Annotated in this window: 28 protein-coding genes; 17 read left to right on the top strand and 11 right to left on the bottom strand. The window is 52.7% G+C overall.

What is annotated here, in order from left to right; genetic code table 11:
* Positions 1-43: 43 nt before the first annotated feature.
* The 3 genes from O3682_RS09475 to amgK form a co-directional block, all read right to left on the bottom strand.
* The gene (locus O3682_RS09475) at positions 44-1,510 is read right to left on the bottom strand and encodes a KAP family P-loop NTPase fold protein (RefSeq protein ID WP_371509797.1); all 1,467 of its coding nucleotides are present in this window, start codon (positions 1,508-1,510) and stop codon (positions 44-46) included.
* Positions 1,511-1,790: 280 nt separating this feature from the next.
* On the bottom strand, positions 1,791-3,686 hold the full coding sequence (gene mnmG / locus O3682_RS09470; protein WP_371509796.1) for a tRNA uridine-5-carboxymethylaminomethyl(34) synthesis enzyme MnmG: 1,896 nt from the start codon (positions 3,684-3,686) through the stop codon (positions 1,791-1,793).
* An 84-nt stretch (positions 3,687-3,770) separates the two neighbouring features.
* Positions 3,771-4,775 (bottom strand): N-acetylmuramate/N-acetylglucosamine kinase AmgK, encoded by a 1,005-nt coding sequence (gene amgK / locus O3682_RS09465; RefSeq protein ID WP_003749406.1) that lies wholly within the window; start codon positions 4,773-4,775, stop codon positions 3,771-3,773.
* Between the two features lie 69 nt (positions 4,776-4,844).
* On the opposite strand from amgK, the gene lptD reads away from it, so the two are divergent.
* From lptD to O3682_RS09450, 3 genes are all read left to right on the top strand, one after another.
* A complete protein-coding gene (lptD, locus tag O3682_RS09460; protein WP_371509794.1) occupies positions 4,845-7,244 on the top strand; it encodes an LPS-assembly protein LptD in 2,400 nt (799 codons plus the stop codon).
* A complete protein-coding gene (locus O3682_RS09455) occupies positions 7,241-8,230 on the top strand; it encodes a peptidylprolyl isomerase (RefSeq protein WP_293195694.1) in 990 nt (329 codons plus the stop codon). Before lptD ends, O3682_RS09455 begins: the two co-directional genes overlap by 4 nt.
* Before the next feature lie 106 nt (positions 8,231-8,336).
* Positions 8,337-9,146: an alpha/beta hydrolase gene (locus tag O3682_RS09450; protein WP_308882247.1), complete on the top strand. Its 810-nt coding sequence runs from the start codon at positions 8,337-8,339 to the stop codon at positions 9,144-9,146.
* A gap of 233 nt (positions 9,147-9,379) precedes the next feature.
* On the opposite strand, the gene O3682_RS09445 is transcribed toward O3682_RS09450, so the two are convergent.
* Together O3682_RS09445 and rsmI are read right to left on the bottom strand one after the other, a co-directional pair.
* Positions 9,380-10,000 (bottom strand): DUF1269 domain-containing protein, encoded by a 621-nt coding sequence (locus tag O3682_RS09445; protein WP_070814123.1) that lies wholly within the window; start codon positions 9,998-10,000, stop codon positions 9,380-9,382.
* A 219-nt stretch (positions 10,001-10,219) separates the two neighbouring features.
* A complete protein-coding gene (gene rsmI, locus O3682_RS09440; RefSeq protein ID WP_308882225.1) occupies positions 10,220-11,107 on the bottom strand; it encodes a 16S rRNA (cytidine(1402)-2'-O)-methyltransferase in 888 nt (295 codons plus the stop codon).
* Positions 11,108-11,172: 65 nt separating this feature from the next.
* Here rsmI and O3682_RS09435 point away from each other — a divergent pair, with 65 nt between their 5' ends.
* The 6 genes from O3682_RS09435 (at position 11,173) to O3682_RS09410 (ending at position 14,992) form a co-directional block, all read left to right on the top strand.
* Positions 11,173-11,520 (top strand): YraN family protein, encoded by a 348-nt coding sequence (locus tag O3682_RS09435; RefSeq protein WP_049359336.1) that lies wholly within the window; start codon positions 11,173-11,175, stop codon positions 11,518-11,520.
* Between the two features lie 4 nt (positions 11,521-11,524).
* On the top strand, positions 11,525-12,118 hold the full coding sequence (locus tag O3682_RS09430) for a phosphoheptose isomerase (RefSeq protein ID WP_371509791.1): 594 nt from the start codon (positions 11,525-11,527) through the stop codon (positions 12,116-12,118).
* Positions 12,119-12,191: 73 nt separating this feature from the next.
* Positions 12,192-12,803, top strand: coding sequence for a BON domain-containing protein (locus O3682_RS09425; protein ID WP_371509789.1), 612 nt, complete (start codon positions 12,192-12,194; stop codon positions 12,801-12,803).
* A 67-nt stretch (positions 12,804-12,870) separates the two neighbouring features.
* Positions 12,871-13,449 carry a hypothetical protein gene (locus tag O3682_RS09420; protein ID WP_371509787.1) on the top strand — a complete coding sequence of 193 codons (579 nt, stop codon included), beginning with the start codon at positions 12,871-12,873 and terminating at the stop codon, positions 13,447-13,449.
* A gap of 42 nt (positions 13,450-13,491) precedes the next feature.
* Positions 13,492-14,292, top strand: coding sequence for a type I methionyl aminopeptidase (gene map / locus O3682_RS09415; RefSeq protein WP_432761030.1), 801 nt, complete (start codon positions 13,492-13,494; stop codon positions 14,290-14,292).
* Positions 14,293-14,695: 403 nt separating this feature from the next.
* A complete protein-coding gene (locus O3682_RS09410) occupies positions 14,696-14,992 on the top strand; it encodes a helix-turn-helix domain-containing protein (RefSeq protein ID WP_003680641.1) in 297 nt (98 codons plus the stop codon).
* Between the two features lie 94 nt (positions 14,993-15,086).
* On the opposite strand, the gene O3682_RS09405 is transcribed toward O3682_RS09410, so the two are convergent.
* Genes O3682_RS09405 through O3682_RS09395 form a run of 3 tightly spaced genes read right to left on the bottom strand, consistent with a single transcriptional unit; the run spans position 15,087 to position 17,476 of the window.
* On the bottom strand, positions 15,087-16,037 hold the full coding sequence (locus O3682_RS09405) for a YheT family hydrolase (protein ID WP_371509785.1): 951 nt from the start codon (positions 16,035-16,037) through the stop codon (positions 15,087-15,089).
* A 12-nt stretch (positions 16,038-16,049) separates the two neighbouring features.
* Positions 16,050-16,676: a phosphatase PAP2 family protein gene (locus O3682_RS09400; RefSeq protein ID WP_371509783.1), complete on the bottom strand. Its 627-nt coding sequence runs from the start codon at positions 16,674-16,676 to the stop codon at positions 16,050-16,052.
* A complete protein-coding gene (locus tag O3682_RS09395; protein ID WP_070590443.1) occupies positions 16,676-17,476 on the bottom strand; it encodes a competence/damage-inducible protein A in 801 nt (266 codons plus the stop codon). The genes O3682_RS09400 and O3682_RS09395 overlap by 1 nt, the downstream gene beginning before the upstream one ends.
* Positions 17,477-17,586: 110 nt before the next feature.
* On the opposite strand from O3682_RS09395, the gene argG reads away from it, so the two are divergent.
* The 5 genes from argG (at position 17,587) to O3682_RS09370 (ending at position 20,622) form a co-directional block, all read left to right on the top strand.
* Complete coding sequence (gene argG, locus O3682_RS09390; RefSeq protein WP_049322465.1) at positions 17,587-18,930, top strand: argininosuccinate synthase; 1,344 nt, start codon at positions 17,587-17,589, stop codon at positions 18,928-18,930.
* Between the two features lie 42 nt (positions 18,931-18,972).
* On the top strand, positions 18,973-19,188 hold the full coding sequence (locus O3682_RS09385) for a DUF4177 domain-containing protein (protein ID WP_314594433.1): 216 nt from the start codon (positions 18,973-18,975) through the stop codon (positions 19,186-19,188).
* Entirely contained in the window at positions 19,181-19,396 is a 216-nt protein-coding gene (locus tag O3682_RS09380; protein WP_049330864.1) for a hypothetical protein, read from the top strand. Before O3682_RS09385 ends, O3682_RS09380 begins: the two co-directional genes overlap by 8 nt.
* A gap of 129 nt (positions 19,397-19,525) precedes the next feature.
* Positions 19,526-19,975: a DUF3290 domain-containing protein gene (locus O3682_RS09375; RefSeq protein WP_049336847.1), complete on the top strand. Its 450-nt coding sequence runs from the start codon at positions 19,526-19,528 to the stop codon at positions 19,973-19,975.
* A 14-nt stretch (positions 19,976-19,989) separates the two neighbouring features.
* On the top strand, positions 19,990-20,622 hold the full coding sequence (locus O3682_RS09370) for a DUF421 domain-containing protein (protein WP_371509780.1): 633 nt from the start codon (positions 19,990-19,992) through the stop codon (positions 20,620-20,622).
* Between the two features lie 72 nt (positions 20,623-20,694).
* Here O3682_RS09370 and O3682_RS09365 read toward each other — a convergent pair whose 3' ends face one another.
* The 3 genes from O3682_RS09365 to O3682_RS09355 all read right to left on the bottom strand — a co-directional run bounded on the left by O3682_RS09365 (position 20,695) and on the right by O3682_RS09355 (position 23,529).
* The gene (locus O3682_RS09365; RefSeq protein WP_371509778.1) at positions 20,695-21,066 is read right to left on the bottom strand and encodes a DUF488 domain-containing protein; all 372 of its coding nucleotides are present in this window, start codon (positions 21,064-21,066) and stop codon (positions 20,695-20,697) included.
* Positions 21,067-21,130: 64 nt separating this feature from the next.
* Positions 21,131-21,913, bottom strand: a complete 783-nt coding sequence (gene trpC / locus O3682_RS09360) for an indole-3-glycerol phosphate synthase TrpC (RefSeq protein ID WP_371509776.1) — start codon at positions 21,911-21,913, stop codon at positions 21,131-21,133.
* A 143-nt stretch (positions 21,914-22,056) separates the two neighbouring features.
* Positions 22,057-23,529: a malate:quinone oxidoreductase gene (locus O3682_RS09355; protein WP_049329291.1), complete on the bottom strand. Its 1,473-nt coding sequence runs from the start codon at positions 23,527-23,529 to the stop codon at positions 22,057-22,059.
* Positions 23,530-23,961: 432 nt separating this feature from the next.
* Here O3682_RS09355 and O3682_RS09350 point away from each other — a divergent pair, with 432 nt between their 5' ends.
* From O3682_RS09350 to O3682_RS09340, 3 genes are all read left to right on the top strand, one after another.
* Positions 23,962-24,456 carry a hypothetical protein gene (locus tag O3682_RS09350; protein ID WP_371489918.1) on the top strand — a complete coding sequence of 165 codons (495 nt, stop codon included), beginning with the start codon at positions 23,962-23,964 and terminating at the stop codon, positions 24,454-24,456.
* Positions 24,457-24,538: 82 nt separating this feature from the next.
* The gene (rsmG, locus tag O3682_RS09345) at positions 24,539-25,168 is read left to right on the top strand and encodes a 16S rRNA (guanine(527)-N(7))-methyltransferase RsmG (RefSeq protein ID WP_371509774.1); all 630 of its coding nucleotides are present in this window, start codon (positions 24,539-24,541) and stop codon (positions 25,166-25,168) included.
* Between the two features lie 67 nt (positions 25,169-25,235).
* Complete coding sequence (locus O3682_RS09340; RefSeq protein ID WP_371509772.1) at positions 25,236-26,006, top strand: ParA family protein; 771 nt, start codon at positions 25,236-25,238, stop codon at positions 26,004-26,006.
* Positions 26,007-26,095 lie beyond the last annotated feature (89 nt).

Genomic DNA, 26,095 nt, shown 5'->3' with positions numbered 1-26,095 from the left:
AGGCCGTCTGAAAACTTGTTTTTTGGTTTTCAGACGACCTTTTTTATTGGGGTGTTTGCTCAAGACTGAGGACTCGGAAAGTGTTTTTGAGAATAGAAAAAACACCTTCTTTGCTTTTAGGGTAAATTTCTGAACCTTCAAGAAAATTTACATTAACTTGATTCATCCAATTATGCCAGTTGGAAATTTCGTAAATTTTAAAATGTGAATCCTCTGTAGTGCTGTAGTCCATTAACATTACGGTAATTACATCTGTATTTGTAGCAAGACGACCAGGACTATTTTGCGGAATCTCACGCAAAGATTTAATATTGAATAATCGAGCAAAATCTTTGCTATCAGTACGATTTTTATTAATATCGTCCATTAAACTCGGATAGAAGCAGAAGATAAATACACCTGTAATGCGAAGCAAAAAATATTGCCAGATTGCATTATTCAGTCCACCACTTAAAGAATGGTATATCTCTAAAAATCGGACTAATCGTTCTGTTTCTCTAAGCGATAAACCGTTCCGTTCTATCATATCGCTGATGAAATTCAAGATTATCTGTTGTTCAGTTAAACCTTTTAGCTCATCAGCTATACGGCTGTTTTGTATCAATTGTTTAAAATATTCAATCGAGACCAAAGCTCGCTCCTCCTCAATCCGAGCCACAACCTTATCCGGCAAAGCGAAGCTATACTTCAAAAACTTATCCAAGTATTTTTGCGCATCCACTTCCGCACCATACCGATGATTAATCGCCGCACGCAGTTGTTTGGTATTCGTTACCAACACAACTTTAACGTTTTCGACATCAAAGACGTGTTTGATAACTTCCAACATATCAACCGCGTAGTCGGGACGACAACGGTCAAGTTCATCGATAAACAGGATAATCGGTTTGTCCGCTGCCAATTCTTTCAGGCAGGCTTTGAGCGTTTCCAGATTTTTTTCCGCTTCGATTTGCTCTTTCAACAAGGCTTCGACGGTTGCATCAATAGTGTGGCTGGCGATTGTGGCAGCGGCATCGGTTACGGTTTCGGCCAAACTGTCTGCTTCTTGGTCGTTATTCATTATCTGTTGAAGCTCTTCTGCCAAATCGTCTGTATTTTGCTTTAGAACATGACCAACCGCTGCCTTGGCAACGGTTTTCATCAAGAATCCTGCGGCTTTCGTGATTTTCCTAATGCGATCTTTATGTTCTTCAATAAGCTTTTCGTCAGAATCTTTGGGCGGTGTACAGGTTTTGATGATTTCGGCAAGCAATGCCAGCAGAGGCTCTCCGCTGTGGTCTGAACGGAAGGCGTCAATATAGACAGGCTGGTAATCGGGATGTTGCTGTTGCATGAGCCGAATCAGTTTTTGGCAAAATTCGGTTTTACCCGTTCCCCAGCCGCCGTCGATGACCATAGGGGAAAGGTCGATGGGCGAAGTAAGCAGCCTGATGATGTTTTCGGCTATCGGCTTACGCTTGAATTCGTCTTGTGTATCGAAAGTGGGTTTTTCTAAAGTTTGAGTTTCCATGCCATCCCTTTGTTTAATCATAAATTCAAATAAGAATACCCGTATCATCATTCCCGCGCAGGCTGGAATCCTGACTGCAATTATTCACCCGTAGGTCGGATACTTGTATCCGACACAGTCCAAGATGTCGGATACAAGAATCCGACCTACGACGCTGCGCGGGAATGACGGCAGGGGGTGCGTTCTATTTTAATCTACATAAATATGTGTCGGTATTAAAAAAGGTCGTCTGAAACCTAATGTTCGGTTTCAGACGACCTTTTCCTATCTGCGGGTAAGCCTACTTCGCCCCTTTAAATCCACGTTTCAAATGTACCATCAGCAACGCCACAGCCGCAGGCGTGACACCAGAAATACGGCTGGCTTGGCCGACGGTTTCAGGCTTGTGCTGATTCAGTTTTTGCTGTACTTCGGCGGACAAACCTTTAACTTTACTGTAATCGATATCCTCAGGCAGCTTTAAGGTTTCGATGTCACGGCGGCTGTCGATTTCTTCGTTTTGGCGGTCGATATAGCCTTGGTATTTGACTTGGATTTCGACTTGTTCGACCACGCTGTCGGCAAGTGCGGTTTCAGGTTGTGCGTCGGGCAGGGTCATCAGCGCGGCGTAGTCGAGGTTCGGACGGCGCAGGAGGTCGTGCAGGTTGGCTTCGCGGCTGAGTTTTTGGCCGAATACACGCAGCTGCTCTTCTTCGGCGAGTTTTTGCGGTGTGTACCACGTGGTTTTCAAACGTTGGATTTCGCGTTCGATGGCTTCGCGTTTTTCGTTGAACATGCGCCATTGTTCTTCACCCACCAAGCCGATTTTGTAGCCGTCTTCGGTCAGGCGCATGTCGGCGTTGTCTTCCCTGAGTTGCAGGCGGTATTCGGCGCGGCTGGTGAACATTCGGTAAGGCTCGTTCACGCCTTTGGTAATGAGGTCGTCCACCAATACGCCGAGATAGGCTTGTTCGCGGCGCAACAGGAGCGGATCTTGTTCACGGATGTATTGCACGGCGTTTGCACCTGCGAGCAGGCCTTGTGCGGCGGCTTCTTCGTAACCGGTCGTGCCGTTGATTTGTCCGGCAAAGAAGAGGCCTTGGATGGTTTTGGTTTCGAGGCTGGCTTTGAGGTTGCGCGGATCGAAGTAGTCGTATTCGATGGCGTAGCCGGGGCGCAGGATATGGGCGTTTTCGAGGCCTTTCATGCTGCGCACAAGGGCGATTTGGATGTCAAACGGCAGGCTGGTGGAGATACCGTTTGGATAGTATTCATGCGTGGTCAGACCTTCGGGTTCGAGGAAAATCTGGTGGCTGTCTTTGTCGGCGAAGCGGTTGATTTTGTCTTCGATAGACGGACAATAACGCGGGCCGACGCCTTCGATTTTGCCGGTAAACATCGGGCTGCGGTCGAAACCTGAGCGGATGATGTCGTGGGTTTGCGTGTTGGTATGCGTAATCCAGCAGGACACTTGGCGCGGGTGCATATCGGCGCTGCCGCGTACGGACATTACGGGAACGGGTGTGTCGCCGGGCTGTTCGGTCAGCTGAGAAAAATCAATCGTGCGTCCGTCAATACGCGGCGGCGTGCCAGTTTTCAGACGGCCTTGAGGCAGGTTCAATTCACGCAAACGGCCGCCCAAGGATTTTGCGGCTGGGTCGCCGGCGCGGCCGCCTTCGTAGTTTTCCAAACCGATGTGGATTTTGCCGGACAAAAACGTGCCGGCGGTCAACACGACGGCGCGTGCTTTAAACTCCACGCCCATCGCGGTAACCACGCCGCTGATGCGTTCGCCGTCGAGCGTGACGTCTTCGACGGCTTGTTGGAAAAGGTCGAGGTTTTCTTGGTTTTCCAACATTTCGCGGATGGCGGCTTTATATAGGATACGGTCGGCCTGCGCGCGCGTGGCTCGCACTGCCGCGCCTTTGCTGGCGTTCAAGCGGCGGAACTGGATACCGGATTTATCGGTGGCCAACGCCATTGCGCCGCCCAATGCGTCGAGTTCGCGTACGAGGTGGCCTTTGCCGATGCCGCCAATGGAGGGGTTGCACGACATTTGGCCGAGGGTTTCGATGTTGTGTGAGAGCAGCAGGGTTTGCGCACCCATGCGTGCGGCGGCAAGCGCGGCTTCGGTACCGGCATGGCCGCCACCGACGACAATCACGTCGTAGGTTTTGGGGTAAATCATGTAAGTCATGTTTATGTGTTCTGTAAAGGTTTCAGACGGCCTTTTGTTGATCAGGCCGTCTGAAAAGTGGAATCAAATCTTAAAAAACCAAGCTTAGAAGGTATAGCCTGTTTCCAATTCGTCATCGCCGACCAATTCGACCAGCAACGCATAGAGCGGAGCCAAATCGTTGTAACGGCGCGATACGCGGCGCAAGTAGTTCAAGAAGCGCGGGATTTCCGGGCGGTATTTGTCTTTGCCGTCGCGGTAGTACAGACGGGCAAAAATACCGGCCACTTTCAAATGGCGTTGTACGCCCATCCATTCAAACCAGCGGTAGAACTCGTCAAACTCGGCAGGTACAGGTAACTCAGCAGCGCGTGCTTTTTCCCAGTAACGGATGACCAAGTCCAATACAAATTCTTCTTCCCATTCGATAAACGCATCGCGCAACAACGACACCAAATCATAGGAAATCGGGCCATAAAGCGCGTCTTGGAAGTCCAACACACCCGGACGGCCTTTTGCCAGCATCAGATTGCGGACGATAAAGTCGCGGTGGACATACACTTTGGGCTGCGCCAACAGGGGCGGCAACAGCGTATCGACGGTTTGCTGCCACAACTGGCGTTGTTTGAAAGTCAGCTCGCGGCCCAATTCTTTGGCCACAAACCATTCGGGGAACAAGTTAATCTCGCGCAGCATGACTTCGCGGTCGTATTCCGGCAGTTTGCCGGGCTGGCTGGCTTTTTGCAGTTCGATCAGTTCGTCGATGGCTTCGAGCAGCAGGGCTTTGTGGGCGGTTTCGCTGTTTTCCTGATTCATGGCGGTCAGGAATGTGGTATTGCCCAAATCGTTCAACACCATAAAGCCCAATGCTTCATCCACATGAAGCACTTGCGGCACATTGACCATGTTAAACAGTTTTTGCACTTTCAAATAAGGTGCAACACTCATCTTCTCAGGAGGCGCGTCCATACAGATGACAGTCTGGCCGTCTGAAAACGTCGCACGGAAATAACGGCGGAAGTCGGCATCGGCTGCCGCAAAGCTCAATTCGAACGGCTGGTTCGGGTAAACAGATTCCAGCCAGTTTTGTAATTCGGTTTGTCGTTGCATAGCGGTATCGCAGAATTTCAGGTTACAATAACCGCTATTCTAACTGGCAAACCGATTTAAGGGGCGATTTTGGCTCGTTTATTTTCACTCAAACCCTTGGTACTCGCCTTAATTATAGGCTTTGGCGCAACAGCTGTGCGCGCGGAAGATGCTTCTGTTCCGCAGGCGGAAGACTATACCCCTGCCCACACTGCCGCATCCAAACCGGCACAAACCAGCCAAAGCGAAGCCGATCCGCTTTCCTTGGGCAGCACTTGCCTGTTTTGCGACCACGAAGATGCCAAGCCGGCCGAAACCGCCGAAATCAAACTCAGCGGCGAGCCTGCCCTGCCTGCCGATTACACCCGCGTAAACGCCGATAGAATAGAAGGTCAAACCCAAGTCGGCGTCCGTGCCGAAGGCGATGTCATTGTCGAGCGCAATGCCGATGTTCTCAATGCCGATTGGGCGCAATACGACCAAGCCACCGATACCGTTACCGCCGGCGACCGCTTTACCCTGTATCAAAACGGTTCGACCGTATCCGGCGATCAATTGGTTTACAACCTCAAAGACCAAACCGGTTCCGGCACCGCTGTGCGCCTCAATACCGAACAAGGCGGCCGCCGCCTTCAAAGTGTCAGCGAAAAAGCCGAACTCAAAGGCAAAGGCCTCTACAAACTCATCAATACCAAATTCAACACCTGTTCGCCCGGCGATGCCAGCTGGTATATCCAAGCCCAAAGCATTGAGGCCGATGAGTCGACAGGTATCGGCGTAGCCAAACACGCTTCGCTGGTATTCGGCGGCGTACCCGTCCTCTACACACCTTGGGCAGACTTCCCCATCAACGGCAACCGCAAAAGCGGCCTGCTCGTTCCGACCATTGCTACCGGTTCAGACGGCCTTGAGCTGAGCCTGCCCTACTACTTCAACCTTGCGCCGAATTTGGATGCCACCATCCGCCCGGGCATCATCAGCAAACGCGGCGTGCAACTGGGCGGCCAAGTCCGTTATCTGCAATCGAATTACAGCGGCGAAGTCGATGGCGACTGGATGCCCAACGACCAAAAAAGCGTCCACAACAACCGCTACCAGTTCAAATGGAAACACCAGCAGCAGCTGAACAGCAAAATCAGCGGCGGCATCAACTACAACCAAGTTTCCGACGACGATTACTACCGCGACTTCTACGGCCGCGAAGACATCGCGCGCAACGTCAACCTCGACCGTCAGGCATGGCTCAATTACAGCGACAAATTGTTGGGCGGCAGCTTCGACGGCTCGTTGCGCGTACAAAAATATCAAACGCTTGCCAACCAAGACGGTTATAAAGACGAGCCTTATGCCATCATGCCCCGTCTGACCGGCCGTTGGCAAAGCCATCTCGGCAAGGCTCAACTCAACGTGTTCGGCCAATTCACCCGTTTTGACCACGATACCAAGCAAGACGGCAGCCGCGTGGTGCTCTACCCTAGCGTTAAATGGGACTTCCACAACCAATGGGGCTACATCCGGCCTAAAGTCGGTGTACACGCCACTTATTACAGCCTCAACAGCTTCAACGGCCAAAGCAGCCGCAATGTCAGCCGCGTCCTGCCAATCATCAACGTCGACAGCGGCCTGACCTTCGAGCGCAGGGCCCGGCTCTTCGGCGGAGAATACCTGCAAACGCTTGAGCCGCGCCTGTTTTACAACTACATTCCGACCAAGTCCCAAAACGACCTGCCCAATTTCGACAGCTCTGAAAATAGCTTTACCTATTCGCAGCTGTTCCGCGAAAACCTGTATTCGGGCAACGACCGCATCAATTCGGCCAACAGCCTGACGCTGGCCACACAAAGCCGTATCCTCAACCCCAACACCGGTGCGGAACTCTTCCGTGCAGGTATCGGCCAGAAGTTTTATTTCAAAAAAGACAACGTCCTGCCTGACGGCAACGTCAGCAATTATCCGCGCAGCCAATCTGACTGGGTAGCCTTTGCACACGGCAGCATTACCCCGAGCATCCGCATCGACTTGGACATCCACTACAACCAAAACCAAAGCCGTGCCGAAAGCTACGCCGCAGGGATTGCCTACAACCCCGAACCCGGCAAAGTCTTAAGCGCGCGCTACAAATACGGACGCAACGAGCGCATCTATCTGCAAGCCAACGGCGACTATTTCTACGACAAACTCAGCCAAGTCGACCTTGTCGCCCAATGGCCGTTGAGCAAAAACCTGTACGCCGTCGCCCGTTACAACTACGAAATAGAAGCCAAAAAACCGCTGGAAATGCTCATCGGTGCAGAATACAAAAGCAACTGCGGCTGCTGGAGCGCGAGCTTGGTCGGCCAACGCTATGTTACCGGCGAAAACAGCCACAAAAACGCCGTATTCTTCAACCTCCAACTCAAAGACTTGAGCAATATCGGCAACAACCCATTCGAAAAACTCCGCTTAGCCATTCCCGGTTACAGCAAAACCAACGAGGTAGTCAAACAATGAACTTCAAACCCCTGATTCTCGTCGCCGCACTCACTCTCGCAGTAGGCGCACACGCCGCCCCTAAAGCCAAAGCAGGCAAAGCGCGCGCAGCCAAAGCCCCTGCCGTCAGCGCCACCACCATGCCTGCCGTACAAAGCGGCGTACATCTTTCAGACGGCATTGCCGCAGTTGTCGACAACGAAGTCATTACCCACCGCCAAGTAGAACAAGCCGTGGCGCAGGCACGTCAAACCATGCCGAAAGGCACACAAATGGACGCCAACGAGCTGCGCCAACAGGTTTTGGCACAAATGATCAACCAATCCCTGATCCTCCAAGCCGGCAAACGCCGCAACATCCAAGCGACCGATAGCGAAATCGAAGCCGTCATCGCGCACAACCCCAACATCAAAAATCCGTCTGCCGCCGTCCGTCAAGACATCGCCGACAGCATTATTGTTGAAAAAGTGCGCCAACAAGCCATCATGCAAAACAGCCGCGTGAGCGACTCCGAAGTGGCACGCTACATCGAGCAGGCCAAACAACAAGGCATCACCCTGCCCGAAGCCGACCCTGTGCGCCAATATCATGCCCAACACATCCTCATTAAAGCCGACAACGACAATGCCGCCGTCGGCGCAGAAAGCACCATCCGCAAAATCTACTCACAAGCCCGCAGCGGCGCAGATTTCGGCGGTTTGGCACGCCAATACTCGCAAGACAGCAGCGCCGGCAACGGCGGCGATTTGGGCTGGTTTGCCGACGGCATGATGGTTGCCCCGTTTGAAGAAGCCGTCCACAAACTCAAACCCGGCCAAATCAGCACCCCTGTCCGCACCCAATTCGGCTGGCACATCATCAAGCTGAACGACGTCCGCGAAGCAGGTACGCCTGAAGAGCGCCAACAAAACGCCGTCCGCCAATACCTGTCCCAACAAAAAGCGCAACAGGCGACCACCAACCTCCTGCGCGAACTGCACAGCAGCTCCTACGTTGACGTACGCTAATCGCGCGTATTGTTAAAAAGGCAGAAATCCGTACAATAAGGCCGTCTGAAAACCATTGTTCAGACGGCCTTTTCCCTTAAGCAACCATTGATTAAAGCACCCCATCATGCCCATCCGCCCCAACTGGCAAGCCGCCACCCTGCTGCAAGCCGAAGAAACCGCCCTTACTTCCGCCCACACCGGCCGCACCTACCGCATTCAAGCCGCGGCACTCGGCGAGCGTCCGATAGGCGGCTATCCCGTGCTGTATATTCTTGACGGTGATGCCTTTTTCCCCGCCATCCTCAATATGGCGCAATCCCTGCTCATCAACCCCATCACCAAAAGCCATGCCGCCTGTCTGATTGTCGGCATCGGCTACACCGGCGGCACCATCCGCGACTTAAGCCAACGCGCCCTCGACTACACGCCGCCGTTGCCCGACAACGCGCCCGAATCCGAACGCAAACAATACGGCCAAGCCGACCGCTTCAGCCGCTTTATAGATGACGAACTCTCCGCCCTGCTCAACAGCAAATACCGCATCGATACCCAAAACCAAGCCGTCTTTGGCCATTCGTTCGGCGCCTTGTACGGCCTCTATTCCCTGTTCATCCGTCCCGAACGCTTCCGCCATTATTTGCTGGTTTCGCCGTCTATCTGGTGGCAAGAGCGCCGCGTACTCGATTGGCTGCCCGACGCTTTGCCGCAAGGAATCGGCATCCGCCTTGGCGCAGGCGAACATGAAGGCAGAAACAACCGTCCCGACCAAACCAGCCGCGGCATGGTCGCACAAGCCAAAATCCTTGCCGGCACTTTGCACCACCTCGGCGCAGATGTCCGCTTCACCCTCTACCCCAACGCCAATCACGGCAACGCCCCGTTTTACTCCCTGACCGACTGCATCGAATATTTGCGCAGCGCATGGCAGCGTTGAAGCAGGTTTGCCAAACATCGCGGCCGTCTGAAACGCAAACTTAGAAGCGTATTGAACCTATTGGATCAATCTAAAATCCAATTATAAAAAGGCCGAGACCTTTGCAAAGGTCTCGGGGCATGAAAAAGGGAGAGGCTACCTGAAAAATAGATTTTCAGGTAGCCTCAAACCGGTTTGGCATGCATCCGAAACGGAAAATTTGAGCGGTTACATACCTTGGGTTGGTGGCAGTGTTATTTCAACTTGGCTGCCAATTCGTCGAATTTTTGTTTGATGTCGGCCTTGAAGGCTTCCACTTTCTCTTTGCGTTCGGCTTTGCGCTGTTTTTTCCAAGCTTCGTGTGCCTGACGTGCCACTTCTTCCTGCGCTTCTATTGCTGCCAATACGTCCTGTTGGGCAACGGCTGCATCTTGCCGGAGAATAACGGTTTTGAAACGGTGGAAGAAAGCATCCAATACAGCCTCGTCGGATTCTTGCGCCAAAATAATGATTGCAGTACTGCCGTTATCCAGTTTTTTGGCTGTATTTTCCAGCAACGCCCCCTCTCCCAATGTTTGGGCAGTGCCTACATCACTGCCGATGAGTGCGCCAGTAGCTCCACCCAACAGAACACCGATAGGACCGCCGAGGATGCCGACCAGCGAACCAATGAGGCCGCCCGTCCATGTGCCTTCGACCGTATTGGCGGTAAAGTCGGTGCTTTCTGCTGGGATAATCAGACCATTTTCCTTTTTAACCAAAACGGCTTGTGCCACCAAAGCATCTGTTATCTGCGAGTAAGCTTTCAATTCAGAAAAGGCTTGATAAGCTTCGCTGGAGATGTCGAATAAGGCAACGATGATGTTTTGTTTCATAAGTCCACTCCCGTAGATTGAAAGATTTAAGAACATACTAGTTGTATGCAGTGTCATTGTAAATTACAAGGGGGGGGGGGGAGCAATGCGGCAAACAGAACTTTACCTATATAAAGCCTGTAGAACCGGCAAACGGATAACGAACAATACCCAGCCTTACCTGTAGGAAATCGTCGCGTTGTTTACACCACAGGTTGAGAGAAATAAGCCTACAAGACCTCAAGCGTCGTCTGAAATCCGTTTCCACTCCAACGCTAAATCGTACAAGGTTTTTTTGCTTTCGCCGGTAATCTTGGCGGCAAGCTCGGCTGCTTGTTTGGTCGGCAACTCGGCCGCAAGGATTTTTATGGTATTTTGCGCCGCCTCGGGCAAATCGCTGTGTTTCTCTTTCACGGCAGGGTGCAACACCAGCACCATCTCGCCACGCGTTTGGTTACTGTCGTTTTTGAGGGCGGCTTGGATTTCGGCAACCGTGCCGCTGAGGAAGGTTTCAAACGTTTTGGTGATTTCGCGCGCCAATGTCAAACGGCGTTCGGGGAACTGCGCGGCCATATCTGCAAGGCTTGCTTCGATACGGTGCGGCGTTTCAAACATCACAATCGGAAAATCGGCTTCCGCCCATTTGGCCAGCAGCTTTTGGCGTTCGCCGGCCTTAGGCGGCAAGAAACCGTTGAAGTAAAAATCGGATTCCGTCACACCGGCCACGCTCAATGCCCCCATGACCGCGCTTGCGCCGACCACAGGCACCACTTTAAATCCGGCTTCGCGCACGCGGGCGGCAAGTTTCGCACCGGGATCGCAAACCGCAGGCGTACCCGCATCCGAAACTTGGGCGACGCTCAGGCCGTCTGAAAGATGGGCGATGATTTTATCGGCCATTTGTTGCTCGTTGTGTTCGCGAACGCTCACGAGTTTGCTCTGAATACCGTACGCACTCAAAAGCTGGGCGGTAACACGGGTGTCCTCGGCGCAGATAATGTCGGCCTTTTGCAGCACGGCCAGCGCGCGCAGCGTTATGTCGGCTAAATTGCCGATGGGTGTGGCGACAACGTATAATGTCTGTTTTTCGATGCTGTCGACGGCTTTTTGCAGGTGTTTTGTGTACATAGATTCAAGGCCGTCTGAAACGGCGTCTCTTTAAAAACAATGATTATATAACGGGTAAACTTTTCATGCGCTTAAACCACAAACAGGGGGCGGCGGCCGAAGATGCGGCACTGGCGTTCCTACAGGCCAAAGGCTGCTCGCTGCTGGCACGGAACTGGCATTGCGCCTACGGCGAAATCGATTTAATCGTCAAAAACGGCGGTACGATTGTGTTTGTTGAAGTAAAATACCGCAAAAACCGAGGTTTCGGTGGTGCCGCATACAGCATCTCGCCATCCAAATTATTGAAATTGCAACGAAGTGTAGAGTATTATCTGCAAAAGCACGGGTTAAACCATGCGCCCTGCCGCCTGGACGCGGTACTGATCGAGGGCGACGGCCCGCCCGAATGGATTCAAAATATTACAGGTTAACCTCATGACAACATTACAAGAACGCGTTTCCGCACATTTTGCCGAGAGCATCCGCGCCAAGCAGGAAGCTGAAAAAGTACTGATCGAGCCGACCGCACAGGCCGCCGAGCTGATGCTGCAATGCCTGATGAACGACGGCAAAATCCTGGCCTGCGGCAACGGCGGTTCGGCTGCCGACGCGCAACACTTCGCCGCCGAAATGACCGGCCGTTTTGAAAAAGAGCGCATGGAATTGGCCGCTGTCGCGCTAACGACGGACACTTCCGCCCTGACCGCCATCGGCAACGACTACGGTTTCGACCACGTATTCAGCAAACAAGTGCGCGCGCTCGGACGTGCCGGCGACGTATTGGTCGGCATCTCCACCTCCGGCAATTCCACCAACGTCATCGAAGCCATCAAAGCGGCACACGAACGCGATATGCACGTCATCGCCATGACCGGACGCGACGGCGGCAAAATCGCCGCCATGCTCAAAGATACCGACGTTTTGCTCAACGTCCCTTATCCGCGCACTGCCCGCGTTCAGGAAAACCATATCCTGCTGATACACGCCATGTGCGACTGTATCGACTCCGCCCTGCTTGAAGGCATGTAACCCTTTCTTTTCAGACGGCCCATCCCTTAAAGGCCGTCTGAACGCCCAACCGTCCATACCCAAGGAAAAGGATATGAAGAATATCAAACGCTACGCCCTCCCCGTTCTGACAGCGACCCTCTTGAGCCTGAGTCTGAGCGGCTGCGTCGGCGCACTGATCGGCGGTGCTGCCGTCGGCACCAAATCCGCTGTCGACCGCCGCACCACAGGTGCGCAAACCGACGACAACGTTATGGCCCTGCGCGTCGAAACCACCGCACGCTCCTACCTGCGCCAAAACAACCAAGTCGAAGGCTACAAACCCAAACTGAACGTTGTCGGTTACAACCGCCACCTGCTCCTGCTCGGCCAAGTGGCCACCGAAGGCGAAAAACAATTTGTTGAACGAATTGCCCGTTCCGAACAAGCCGCAGAAGGCGTGTACAACTACATCACCGTTGCCTCACAAGCGCGTTCGTTCGGTGATGTGACCAACGATACTTGGGGTACATCCAAAGTCCGCGCCACCCTGTTGGGCCTTAGCCCGGCCACCCAAGCACGCGTCAAAATCGTGACTTACGGCAACGTGACCTATGTGATGGGCATTCTCACGCCTGACGAACAAGCCCGCGTGACCCAAAAAGTCAGCACGACCGTCGGCGTACAAAAAGTCGTGACCCTCTATCAAAACTACGTTGCCAACTGATTCACAGGCAACCTGGGGCCGTCTGAACATTCAGACGGCCATTCCTCCAACAATTACCTGCCACATCATGTCCAAGAATAATAAAACCCCTTTCCAACTTAAGCCCAAACACTTAATCCGCGCTTTATTCCTTGTCAGCTTTATCGCCGTCGCAGCCCTTGTTGCCGGCGTATTCAGCACCCTAAACTCCGGTAAAACCGACGTACCCGAAAAAAGCCCTGCCGAACAAACCGACACACGCATTGAAGTTTGGCGCCCCAACGGCGCAGTCGAACCTGAAACCGTTCAGCCTGCCAAAGACGGCGACGTAAAAACCGCCTCCGGCAATCCTGTCGTCCCACAAAACGAGAAAGGCGAAAAAGCGGAAGAAGGTGTAAAAACCGACCGCCCCACTACACACCGCAGCAAACGCACAGAAAACAAACGCGCTGAAGCCGACAAATCAGAAAACACACAATCCGACAACAGCAGTTCTGCCGCTCCAAACAAACCGAAAGCAGACAGCCAGCTGGTAGCAAACAAAGCCGCAGACAGCAAACCGGAAAAAGCCAAAGCCCCCGAGTCCAAACCGACTCCGAAAGCTGGGCCTGAGGCCAAACCACAAACCAAACTGCGCAACAAAGACAATCTCGACAACCTGTTTTAAACAGACGGCACACCCGTCCCGTTCAGACGGCCTCCATGCCGTCTGAAACAAGAAGGAAACCTCATGGACAAAGTCATCATCAAAACCCCCGAAGAAATCGAAAAAATGCGCGAACTCGGCCGCTTGGTCGCCGAAGCCCTCGATTACATCGGCCAATTCGTCAAACCCGGCGTAACCACCAACGAAATCGACAAACTCGTTTACGACTACCACGTCAACGTTCAAGGCGGTTATCCGGCCCCCCTCAACTACGGCAACCCGCCCTACCCGAAATCCTGCTGCACCTCCGTCAACCACGTCATCTGCCACGGCATTCCCGATGACAAGCCGCTGAAAGAAGGCGACATCGTCAACATCGACCTGACCATTAAAAAAGACGGCTTCCACGGCGACTCCAGCCGTATGTTTACCGTCGGCAAAGTCTCCCCGATTGCCCAACGCCTGATCGACGTGACCCACGCCTCCATGATGGCGGGTATCGAAGCGGTCAAACCCGGCGCCACCCTCGGCGATGTCGGCTATGCCTGCCAACAGGTTGCCGAAAATGCCGGCTACTCCGTAGTACAGGAATTCTGCGGACACGGCATCGGCCGCGGTTTCCACGAAGCACCGCAAGTGGTCCACTACGGCCGCAAAGGTCAGGGCCTCGTCCTCAAACCGGGCATGATTTTCACCATCGAGCCGATGATCAACCAAGGCAAACGCCATCTGCGCATCCTGAACGACGGTTGGACAGTGGTCACCAAAGACCGCTCCCTCTCCGCACAATGGGAACACGAAGTTTTGGTTACCGAAACCGGCTACGAAATCCTCACCATCAGCCCTGCCAGCGGTAAGCCTTAACCTTGAAAAACTCTTCAGGCCGTCTGAAAACATAGATTCAGACGGCCTGAAATTTATTCGCATTCTCAACCTAGAAAACCGAATAAAACTCGAAATTAAGTTTTTACCCAAATTGAATTGTTTAATTATGTAAAAATTTGCTTACGCCATATTTAAGATAAACGCATAATTTGATGATTTATATAATGAAAATTTACCGAAATAATGAATTAAGAAATATTTACACAAATTATGGCAAACAGCGGAAAACTTCTTTCGAATATACTGTCTAATTATCTAGATCAGTCATTTGCAATACGCCCACATATCACCCCAAAAGCCTACAGGAAAGGGATGCCGGCATTCTTGCAGACCCATTTTTATGCCTAGAGGCATGCAACAAATACCACAATAAGGAAGATTCATGAAATCGTTCGAAAAAATTGAAAATATCCGCGATATCCGTAAAAAACTCGGCCTGAACCAAATGGACTTCTGGAGCCGCATTGGTGTGACTCAATCCGGTGGTTCCCGTTACGAATCCGGCCGCAATATGCCTAAACCTGTACGCGAATTGCTGCGTTTGGTACACATCGAGCGCGTAGATTTGGCTAAAGTAAACCGTGACGACTTGGCCGTTGCGTCCTTGCTGAAAAACCGCGACCCTGAGTTGTACGCTTCTCTGAAAAAAGAAGCCAAAGCCGACAACAAAGGCAAATAATCAAGCCATTCAAAAGGCCGTCTGAAATTCGTTTTCAGACGGCCTTTTTACTTTCTACACACTAAGGGCATGTCGCATACATGCCCTTTTTCATTTACGGCTGATACTGTTTGAAATAGTCCAACACCGTTTGCGGCAGCCATTGCAGATTCAGACGGCCTTGATCGCGGCTGACGAAGCCGACATGCCCGCCGTATGCCGGTTGCAGCAGCGTAACGGCCGAGGACACGTCCCGCCCGGTCGGCAGGGCTTCCAGCGGCAGGAAAGGGTCGTTGACGGCATTGAGCAGCAGCAACGGCGTATCCACGCCTTTCAGGAACGGTTTGCAGGAATTGCGGCGATAGTAATCGTGGCGGTCGGCAAAACCGTGTAGCGGCGCGGTAAAGCGGTCGTCAAAATCGCCAAGCGTTTTGCAGTTTTGCTGGCTTAAGGCCGTCTGAAACCGGGGAATCGCTCGGGCTTTCGGCAACAGCGAGTTTAAAAAATAGCGCGTGTAAATCAGTCGCGTCATGCCCTGATCAAAACGCGTACCGGCCGCCACGGCATCAACCGGTGCGGAAACGACGGCAGAAGCGCGCGGAACGGCATTGCTGCCCTGCTCGCCCAAATATTTGGCCAGGGCATTACCCCCCAAAGAAACGCCGACAGCGTAGATGGTTGAATAGCGTCGGGCCAGCGTGTTGAGCATAAAGGCGATTTCGGGCGTATCGCCGAGGTGGTAGAACACGGGCGCGGTATTTTCTATACCGCCGCAACTGCGGAAATGGGCAACCACGCCGTTCCAACCGCGCTGCTGCACGGCTTTCATCAGCTCGACTGCGTAATGACTCTCGCTGCTGCCTTCCAGTCCGTGGAACAAAACCACCAACGGCGCATCAGGGTCGGCGCTGTCGACAAAATCGTAGGCAACTTGGGTTTTGCCGGTACTGTCGGGCAGAAGCTCGCGGCGGTAGTCGGGCGCCTTGCCTTGCAGCAGCTTGGCAAACAGGGTGTCGGCATGGCCGTTTCTGAGCCAATAAGGCGTGTTGGGTGAACGTGTATTCATGATTTATTTCTTCTATTTTTCAGACGGCCTGAAGATGAGCATATACACCAGCAAGGCAGTCAGCGTGCCGTTTGTCCAGCCTGCCCAAACATCGGTGGGATAATGCACGCCCAAATAAATGCGTGAAAACCCGGTCAACAGGGCAAAGGAAATACCGCCTACCCACGCAGCACGGCGGTAGCGCGTGCGGCGGCAAAGCAATATCAGCATGACGGCAATGGCGGCGGAAAACGTACTGTGGCCGCTGGGAAAGGAAAAATTGCTCTCCTCAATCAGGCGCGGCCAAAGCAGCGGGCGTTCGCGGGCAAACCATACCTTCACAATCAGCATGTTCAAAGTCGGCACCAATGCCGCCAACACGCAAAACAGTGCTTCGCGCTTCTTATCGGCAAAATACAGGGCGGCGGCGACTGCGCCGATCAGCGGCACGGCAATCGCGGTTTTGCCCAGATAGTGCAACACGGTGGCAATCGGGTCAAACCATGTTCCCGCGTGGGCATGGACGGCGTACATCAGCGGCGGTTCAAAAGCGAAGCCGCCATATTGCGCCAGCCAAATACCGATGATGAGGGTTGGCGGCAAAAACAGCAAAGAGGCAAAAGTCAGTGCGCGTCTGGATTGTGCTGGGGATAAGTGCATTATTCCACCGTTTCTTTCAAAGTTGCGCCAATCGCCTGCAAACCCTGCAACGCATCTTCCCACGCCGCATCCAGCAAGCGGCAGGCCTCGCCTTCCGCTTTGATGCCGAACTCGATATGCGGCGGAGTATAACGGCCGTCTGAATCGGTACGGCCCACGGTGGGCAGGCTGTACGAACGGATACCGGCGTAGGTACGCTCAAGATGTTCCATAATCGGCGTAATGCGCGACTCGGGTTGGTCGAACACATACACGCTGCGGCTGCCGCGTTCGGTTTGGTTAAAGCGGTCGGCGTAATAAGTTTCCAATACCCATTCCGCCATCGGGTGCGCCATCACAGGGAAACCGGGAAAGAAATAATGTTCGCGGATGGAAAATCCAGCGATGTTGTTAAACGGATTGGGCACCAATTCCGCGCCTTCGGGAAAATCCGCCATCTTCAGGCGTTGGGCGTGTTCCGGCGAATCAAGTGGCTCGCCGCGTTTCTGGGTCACGCCTTCGATAAATTTAGCAGCCTCAGGATGGCGGACGACAGGCAAATCCAAAGCAGCCGCTGCGGCTTGGCGCGTATGGTCGTCAGGCGTAGAACCGATACCGCCGGTCACGAAAGTCGGCAGGCCGTCTGAAAAACTGCGGCGCAGCTGTTTGACCAGCAAATCGGGTTCGTCAGGCAGGTATTGCACCTGATTGAGCTTCAGCCCGTGCGATTCCAATAAAGATTTAAAAAAGGCGAAATGCTTGTCTTGACGGCTGCCATGCAGGATTTCGTCGCCGATGATGATGAGGTTAAAAGCGTTCATGATGAGGTTTCTTTAATACGGCCCTCCGAACATTCAGACGGCCTAATTGCTGACAATGTATTCCATTTATAAGATAATGGTTTCAACTTTTCAAGTCTGGAGGAATCCCAATGAGCCAAAACCATACCATTTTACAAAATCTCCCCATCGGTCAAAAAGTCGGCATCGCCTTCTCCGGCGGTCTCGATACCTCTGCCGCGCTGTTGTGGATGAAACTCAAAGGCGCACTGCCTTATGCCTACACCGCCAACCTCGGCCAACCTGACGAAGACGATTACAACGCCATTCCTAAAAAAGCGATGGAATACGGCGCAGAAAATGCCCGCCTGATCGACTGCCGCGCGCAGTTGGCACACGAAGGCATCGCCGCCATCCAATGCGGCGCGTTCCACGTTTCCACCGGCGGCATCGCCTACTTCAACACCACGCCTTTGGGCCGCGCTGTGACCGGCACCATGCTCGTTTCCGCCATGAAAGAAGACGATGTTAACATCTGGGGCGACGGCAGCACCTACAAAGGCAACGACATCGAGCGTTTCTACCGCTACGGCCTCTTGACCAATCCCGCGCTGAAAATCTACAAACCTTGGCTCGACCAACAATTTATCGACGAACTCGGCGGCCGTCACGAAATGAGCGAATTTCTGATTGCCAACGGCTTCAACTACAAAATGTCGGTGGAGAAAGCCTATTCCACCGATTCCAATATGCTCGGCGCGACGCATGAAGCCAAAGATTTGGAATTCCTCAACAGCGGCATCAAAATCGTTAAGCCCATCATGGGCGTTGCCTTCTGGGATGAAAACGTCGAAGTCAAACCCGAAGAAGTCAGCGTGCGCTTTGAAGAAGGCGTACCGGTTGCATTGAACGGCAAAGAATACGCCGACCCCGTCGAACTCTTCCTCGAAGCCAACCGCATCGGCGGCCGCCACGGCTTGGGCATGAGCGACCAAATCGAAAACCGCATCATCGAAGCCAAATCACGCGGCATCTACGAAGCCCCGGGCATGGCATTGTTCCACATCGCCTACGAACGTTTGGTTACCGGCATCCACAACGAAGACACCATCGAACAATACCGCATCAACGGCCTGCGCCTCGGCCGTTTGCTCTACCAAGGCCGCTGGTTCGACAGCCAAGCCCTCATGTTGCGCGAAACCGCACAACGCTGGGTCGCCAAAGCCATTACCGGCGAAGTCACCCTCGAGCTGCGCCGCGGCAACGACTACTCGATTCTGAACACCGAATCGCCCAACCTGACCTACCAACCGGAACGTCTAAGCATGGAAAAAGTCGAAGACGCAGCGTTCACACCGCTCGACCGCATCGGCCAACTGACCATGCGCAACCTCGACATCACCGACACCCGCGCCAAACTGGGTATTTACTCGCAAAGCGGTTTGTTGGCATTGGGCGAAGGCTCTGTATTACCGCAGTTGAATAATAAGGAGTAGAATGAGGGGGCTTTAAAGCCCCCTTATTTTTAAAGGAATAAAATGAAAGAATATAAAGCCATCATTTATCAAGAGAACCTGCTTTCCAGTTTGGTTTTCGGCAGCGCCAAAATCAATCCAGTCAAATTCAGCGATTTCCTCAACAGCCACGCTTCGCAAGGCTGGAAGGTCGTTACCATGGAAAAAGACCAACGCCGCATGCTGCTGTTTTTCGTGCGTGAAGCCTACGTCGTCATTTTGGAAAAAGAACGTGTTTAAACTCGGCGTCTATGCCTGTCTCGGATTGTTCGTCAGCTGGGTGTTGCTCTTGATTTTGCAACTTTGGTTTTCCTTCGTCGATGCTGATTTGTTTCTCAAAATCACCCTGACCATGGCTGGTCTTTTCATTATTATTCTGGCCAGTTTGCTGGTCATCAGCCAGTATTTTTCCGAAAAGAAAATGAAGGACGACGGATTTATCAACTGATACTACTTCAGGAAGCGCCATGTATGCTTTATCCGAAACCTTGACGCAACATCCTTGTTTAATAGACGAGGCCGTCTGAAATGTAAGTTTCAGACGGCCTTATTACCCTTCCCAAATTTATCAAATACCATGAAATTCTTTTCTCACTTTTATCTTGAAAATCATATGTATTTCCACGACTACTTGAAATATATCCTGATTTTCGCCGCCCTCGTCATCCTCCTGCTCGCCGTATCGCAATACCTGCGCCACCGCATGGACACCAAATACCGCGACCTGAGCATTATTGCGCTGTTGTTGCTCATCCTCATCTGCGGCACGCAATATCTTTCATACAGCGAGCGTCAAAACTTTGCCGCCGATACTTCGCGCATGGTGGGTTTTCTCAATGCCTTGATTGAAAACCAAAAAGTTGAAAAACAAGACATCATCGTCAACAGCACGCGCCTGTTCAACGGCATGATTATCGGCATCAAAAACCAATACTACGAAGTCCATTTCAATCAAGACTTCTCCGCCTACACGCTGACGCCCATCAATTTGGTCAACAACAATATCGAACTCATCGATAAAGAATAACAGGATACACACACATGGAAGCATACTCCCTGCTCGCCCTCAAACTACTGATGGGTATTTTAGGTTTGATTTTGCAAATCAACCTCTTAGGTAAAGGCAACCTCGCGCCGACCTCCGCCATGGACCAAGTGCAAAACTATGTACTCGGCGGCATCATCGGTGGCGTGATTTACAGCGACAGCGTCGGCCTGTTGCAATTTTTCCTCGTGCTGATTTTGTGGACGCTGTTGGTCTTGAGCCTGAAATTCATCAAAAACCACAACCGCTGGGTCAAATCCGTAATTGACGGCAAATCCGTCTGGGTTATCGTCAACGGCAAAATCCAAACCGATGAATGTATGAAAAACGGCATCAGCGCACACGACCTCATGTTCAAACTCCGCGCCGCCGGCATCTACGAAATCTCTGCCGTCAAACGTGCCGTGATGGAACAAAACGGCCAGCTCGCCGTCATTAAGTACAGCGACGAAAGCCTGCGCTATCCGCTGATTACAGACGGCCAAGTCGACCCCGACATCCTCGAAATCATTAAGCGTGATGAAGAATGGCTGCAACAGGAACTCGACCGCCTCCACCTTGAAGCCTCGCAAGTCTATATCGGCGAATACATAGACGGAAAATTGGTGGCACACCGTTATCCTTCTTGATTTGAAAATAGCAGGCCGTCTGAAACCTTGATTTCAGACGGCCTTTTTGTATCCGGTTCAAACACTGATTTTTTAATCGCGATATTCAAACGTTGTGCCCAAAAATTGAGCCAGCGCAGAGATGTGGGAATGTCGGGGATCTTTGACGGCGGTCAGCAACAGGATATTGCCGTGTTGCCGCTCCAAATCCAGCAGCCGCTTGATGGCGGCCTGCTCGGCATCGCCTTGCAGCTCTTCATGATAACGGCTGACAAAACTGTCAAAATTATCAGCCGGATTTTCGTGATACCAGCGGCGCAGGTTTGCACTGGGCGTAATGTCTTTCAGCCAGAGCGCCGTAGCGAAAACTTCTTTATGGACACCGCGCGGATAGAGGCGGTCGATAAAGACGGCGGTTTGTTTAGAATCGGGTTGATAGGCGTAAATGCGCTGTACGGTAAACATTTTTTCTCGTCTCCAATGGATTCAGGCCGTCTGAAAATTCAGACGGCCTGATGTTTTTTAGGGTTTAAAACAGTTTTTTGACTTCGGCTTCGATGTCGTCGGCACGCATAAAGGTTTCGCCGATCAGGAAAGTATGCACGCCGCGGCCGCGCATGAAATCGACGTCTTCTTTGTTGCGGATGCCGCTTTCGGTTACAACGGTTTTGCCGCTCAACTCAGGCAAGAGGTCGAGGGTTTGTTGCAGGGTCACTTCAAACGTACGCAGGTTGCGGTTGTTGACACCCCACAGCGGCGTGGTCATGTTGCGGCATTTTTCCAGCTCGGACGCATCGTGTAATTCCAACAATACAGTCATGCCCAATTCGTGGGCGACGGCTTCAAAACGCTCAAGCTGCTCGGCTTCCAATGCGGCGGCAATCAGAAGAACCGCATCCGCACCCCACGCGCGCGCCTGATAGATTTGGTATTCGTCGATGATGAAATCTTTACGCAAGACCGGCAGCGCCACAGCCGCACGCGCCTGTTTCAAATACTCGGGCGAGCCTTGGAAATAAGGTTCGTCCGTCAACACGGACAAACAGGCCGCGCCGGCTTTTTCATAGGCAACGGCAATTTCGGCAGGATGAAAATCAGGACGGATCAGGCCTTTGCTCGGGCTGGCTTTTTTGACTTCGGCAATAATGGCAGGCAAATTCTGCGCGTGTTTTTCACGGATCGAGCCGATAAAGCTGCGAACCGGCGCAGCAGCCTGCGCTTGGGCCTTGATGTCTTCCAAGGAAACGGCGGCTTTTTGGGCGGCCACTTCTTCTGCTTTGGTGGCAAGGATTTTGTTGAGAATATCGGTCATGGCGTTTTTCTATTGGGGCTGATTTTCGGGTTTGAGTCGTGCAACATGCTGCTGCAGATTAGATTTCAGACGGCCTGAATGCCGCTATTTTAATGGTTTGAAAAAAGGCGGGCAAGAATGCCCGCCTTTGTGTCTGCTTCAATTTAGTGATGAATGCCCAAAACGGACGCGTTGTGGCTGATGATTTCGTCCGCCAAAGACGGATTGTCGTTCAGCTTGATACCGTAGCCGGGCACCAATTCTTTCAGACGGCCTGACCATGATTCAGCATGATCTGGGAAGCATTGGTTGATCAGCTTAATCATCAAAGGCACGGCGGTTGATGCACCTGGGGACGCGCCCAACAATGCGGCCAGCGAGCCGTCGGCATGGGCGACGATTTCGGTACCGAATTGGAGTACGCCACCTTTTTTCGGGTCTTTTTTGATGATTTGCACACGCTGACCGGCGGTAATTAGTTCCCAATCGTCAGGATTGGCTTCCGGATAATACTCTAAGAGCGAAGTGAAGCGTTCTTCTTTGGTTTTACGCAATTCGCCCAAGAGGTATTTGGTCAGCGGCATATTAGCCCAACCGGCGCGGAGCATGGGGTAGAGGTTGTCCATGTGGATGGACATCGGCAAATCCATGAGCGAGCCTTGTTTGAGGAAGTTGGGGCGGAAGCCTGCATACGGGCCGAACATCAAATGGCGTTGGCCGTCCACGTTGCGGGTATCCAAATGCGGAACGGACATAGGGGGCGCGCCGACGGAGGCTTGGCCGTACACTTTGGCGTTGTGTTGCGCGGCCGTTTCGGGATTGCTGTTGCGGAAGAAGAGGCCGGAAACCGGAAAGCCGCCGTAGCCTTTGCCTTCTGGAATACCGGATTTTTGCAGCAGGGTCAGTGCGCCGCCGCCTGCACCGAGGAAGACGAAACGGGTGCGGAGTGTCAACGGGTCGTCATCGTCTTTGGTGCTGCTGGTTTTCAGCACCCATGCGCCGTCCGATTCGCGGTTGAGGTCGTCGACATGGCGGTTAAATTTGATTTTTACGCCTTTGTCGCTCAAGTATTTGACCATCTGGCGGGTCAGGCTGCCGAAATCGACGTCTGTGCCTTCGGCGGAGTAGTTGGCGGCGATGGATTGGTTTTCATCACGGCCGTTGACAACCAGCGGCGCCCATTCGGCAATTTTGGCGCGGTCGGTAGAAAACTCCATTTTTTCAAAGAGTTTTTGGTTTTTGAACACGTCGAAACGTTTTTGCAGATAACTGCAATGGTCGGCGTTCATCACCAGCGACATATGGGGAACGGAATTGATGAAAGTGCGGTCGGTCAGTTTGCCTTCTTCGACCAAAGTCGCCCAAAATTGGCGGCTGATATGGAATTGTTCGGCAATATTGAGGGCGCGGGTCGGATCGATCGTGCCGTCGGCAGTCAGGGGCGCATAGTTCAATTCACACAGCGCAGAGTGTCCCGTACCGGCGTTGTTCCATGCATTTGATGATTCCAACGCTACATCTTCCAAGCGTTCGATCAGGGTGATTTCCCAAGATGGTTCGAGTTCTTTGAGCAATACGCCCAAAGTGGCGCTCATAATGCCGCCGCCTACTAATACGACATCGGTTGCTTCAGCCATGGTTTTACTCCTACTAAAGTCAGGCATGGTTTGCCTTGTGGTTATCTATCATTATAAACAACTGATTTCAGAGGAATTGCTTTGTTTTTGTAGTGTGTGAAACTTTTGTTGCCTGCTGAGTTTCCGAGCGTAAATAGCGGGAGGCAGTTTCGGTTTGGGTTCCAGATTTCAGGTCTTTATAATATGTTATTGAGAATTTAGTAGATTTTACGGAGAAATGCAAAGATTTTCTGTTCGGTTCATATAAAAATAAGAGATTAGGCCGTCTGAAAACGTTTTCTTAACCTTTATCTGCCAACGTTTGCCAAGAAAAAAGAATTTTTCATTTCTTTTTTAATTGACCGTTTTTGTCAGCAATTTCAGCGCTAACAAACGTGAATCAACCGCCAATCTGCTATCATTTCGACTTATCCCACAACAAGGCAAACCGCCATGTATCTGACACAAGAAAAGCCCTACCGCCCCCTATTGGTCACACTGATGTTCCTCACCCTGCCGCTGGCAATGATATTGCACAATATCGTGCAAATCGCCTTTTCAGACGGCCAAGGGCTGTTGGTCACGGTCAAAGACGGCGCATGGGCATGGCAAAGCGGTTGGCAGGATTCCGTCGCATGGTTTGTCTGCGGCATGTTTGCCTTCCTCAACCTGCCGATTGCCGGCGGACTGACTAAGCTGGCGTATAAAAAAATGATGCGCCGGCATTCGCGTTACGCCATCTTCCTTGCCGGGGTCGCAGCGTGTGCCTCGGCGGCGGCAGGCTTGATTTTTGAAGCCATCTTAGGTAATGCCGCATTAGCCGGTATGCGCGGACAAGGCGTGTTCTACTACACCCTCTCCGTATGGATCATCGCCATGCTGACCCTGCCCAAACAGCTCACGCGCGCGCCGGAACAGCCCATCGTCTTTCACAAGATGAAACGTTGATTCAACAGGTACAAACATTTTCAGACGGCATGCTTTCCGTTACCATTACATCCAACGCGTTTTAACCAATAAGGAATAACAAATGAATCAGGCGCAACAGCTCCGCGACGGCATACAGGCACTGGGTTTGGACATCGACGAAGCCAAACAGGCCAAACTCCTAGACTATGCCGCCCTGCTGCAAAAGTGGAACAAAACCTACAACCTGACCGCCCTGCGCGATCCCGCCCAAACCGTCAGCCATCACCTGCTCGACAGCCTGACCCTCCTGCCCTATATCGAACACGCGCAAACCATGCTCGACGTCGGCTCTGGCGGCGGACAGCCCGGCATACCCACCGCTATCTGCTGCCCCGACCTCGACATCACCCTACTCGATGCCAACACCAAAAAAACCGCCTTTCTGCAACAAGCCGTCATCGAACTCGGCCTAAAAAACGTCCGCGTCATCAGCGGCCGCGTAGAAGCCGCCGCCAACTGCCGCGCCGACGTCATCACTAGCCGCGCCTTTGCCGAACTCGCCGACTTCGTCAACTGGACCGAGCACCTCCTCAAAGACGGCGGCTACTGGGCGGCCATGAAAGGCATATACCCGCAAGAAGAAATCGACAAACTGCCCGAAAGCGTCGCCGTCGAAAAAGTCGAAGCATTGCACGTCCCCCAACTCAATGCCGAACGCCATATCGTCATCATCCGCAAAAAGGCCGTCTGAAAACAACCCAAGCATACCGAATAACGGTACAATCCAGCCATCCACACTTAACACGACAGCAAAGCACATGAGCGCACAAATCCTCGCCGTCGCCAACCAAAAAGGCGGAGTCGGCAAAACCACCACCACCGTCAACTTAGCCGCCTCCCTGGCCTCCAAAGGCCGCCGCGTCCTCGTCGTCGACCTCGACCCCCAAGGCAACGCCACCACAGGCAGCGGCATCAACAAAGCCACCATCGAAAACGGCGTTTACCAAGTCGTCCTCGGCGAAACCGACATCCCCAACGCCGTCGTCCGCAGCAAAGAAGGCGGCTACGACGTATTAGGCGCCAACCGCACACTGGCCGGCGCAGAAGTCGAACTCGTCCAAGAAATCGCACGTGAAATCCGCCTCAAAAACGCCCTGCAGCTCGTTGCCGACGACTACGACTACGTCCTCATCGACTGCCCCCCATCCCTGACCCTGCTCACCCTCAACGGCCTAGTCGCCGCCAACGGCGTCATCGTCCCCATGCTTTGCGAATACTACGCCCTCGAAGGCATTTCCGACTTAGTGGCCACCGTCCGAAAAATCCGCCAAGCCATCAACCCCGACCTCGACGTAACCGGCATCGTCCGCACCATGTACGACAGCCGCAGCCGCCTCGTCGTCGAAGTCAGCGAACAGCTCAAACAACACTTCGGCAACCTGCTCTTCAATACCGTCATCCCCCGCAATATCCGCCTCGCCGAAGCCCCCAGCCACGGCCTCCCCGCCCTCGCCTACGACGCCCACGCCAAAGGCACCCAAGCTTATCTGGACTTGGCCGATGAACTGATTGCACGGTTGGAAAAATAAACAGAAATATGAATATAAAAGGCCGTCTGAAAGTTGGGAAATACTTTCAGACGGCCTTTGGTTTGATTGGAAAGAATATTTTTTCAAAA

The organism is Neisseria sp. 27098_8_112, from assembly GCF_041433235.1.
Classification (GTDB): Bacteria; Pseudomonadota; Gammaproteobacteria; order Burkholderiales; family Neisseriaceae; genus Neisseria.
The sequence above is the reverse complement of the archived record's forward strand: the minus strand, read 5'-3'. Positions and strand labels throughout refer to the sequence as shown.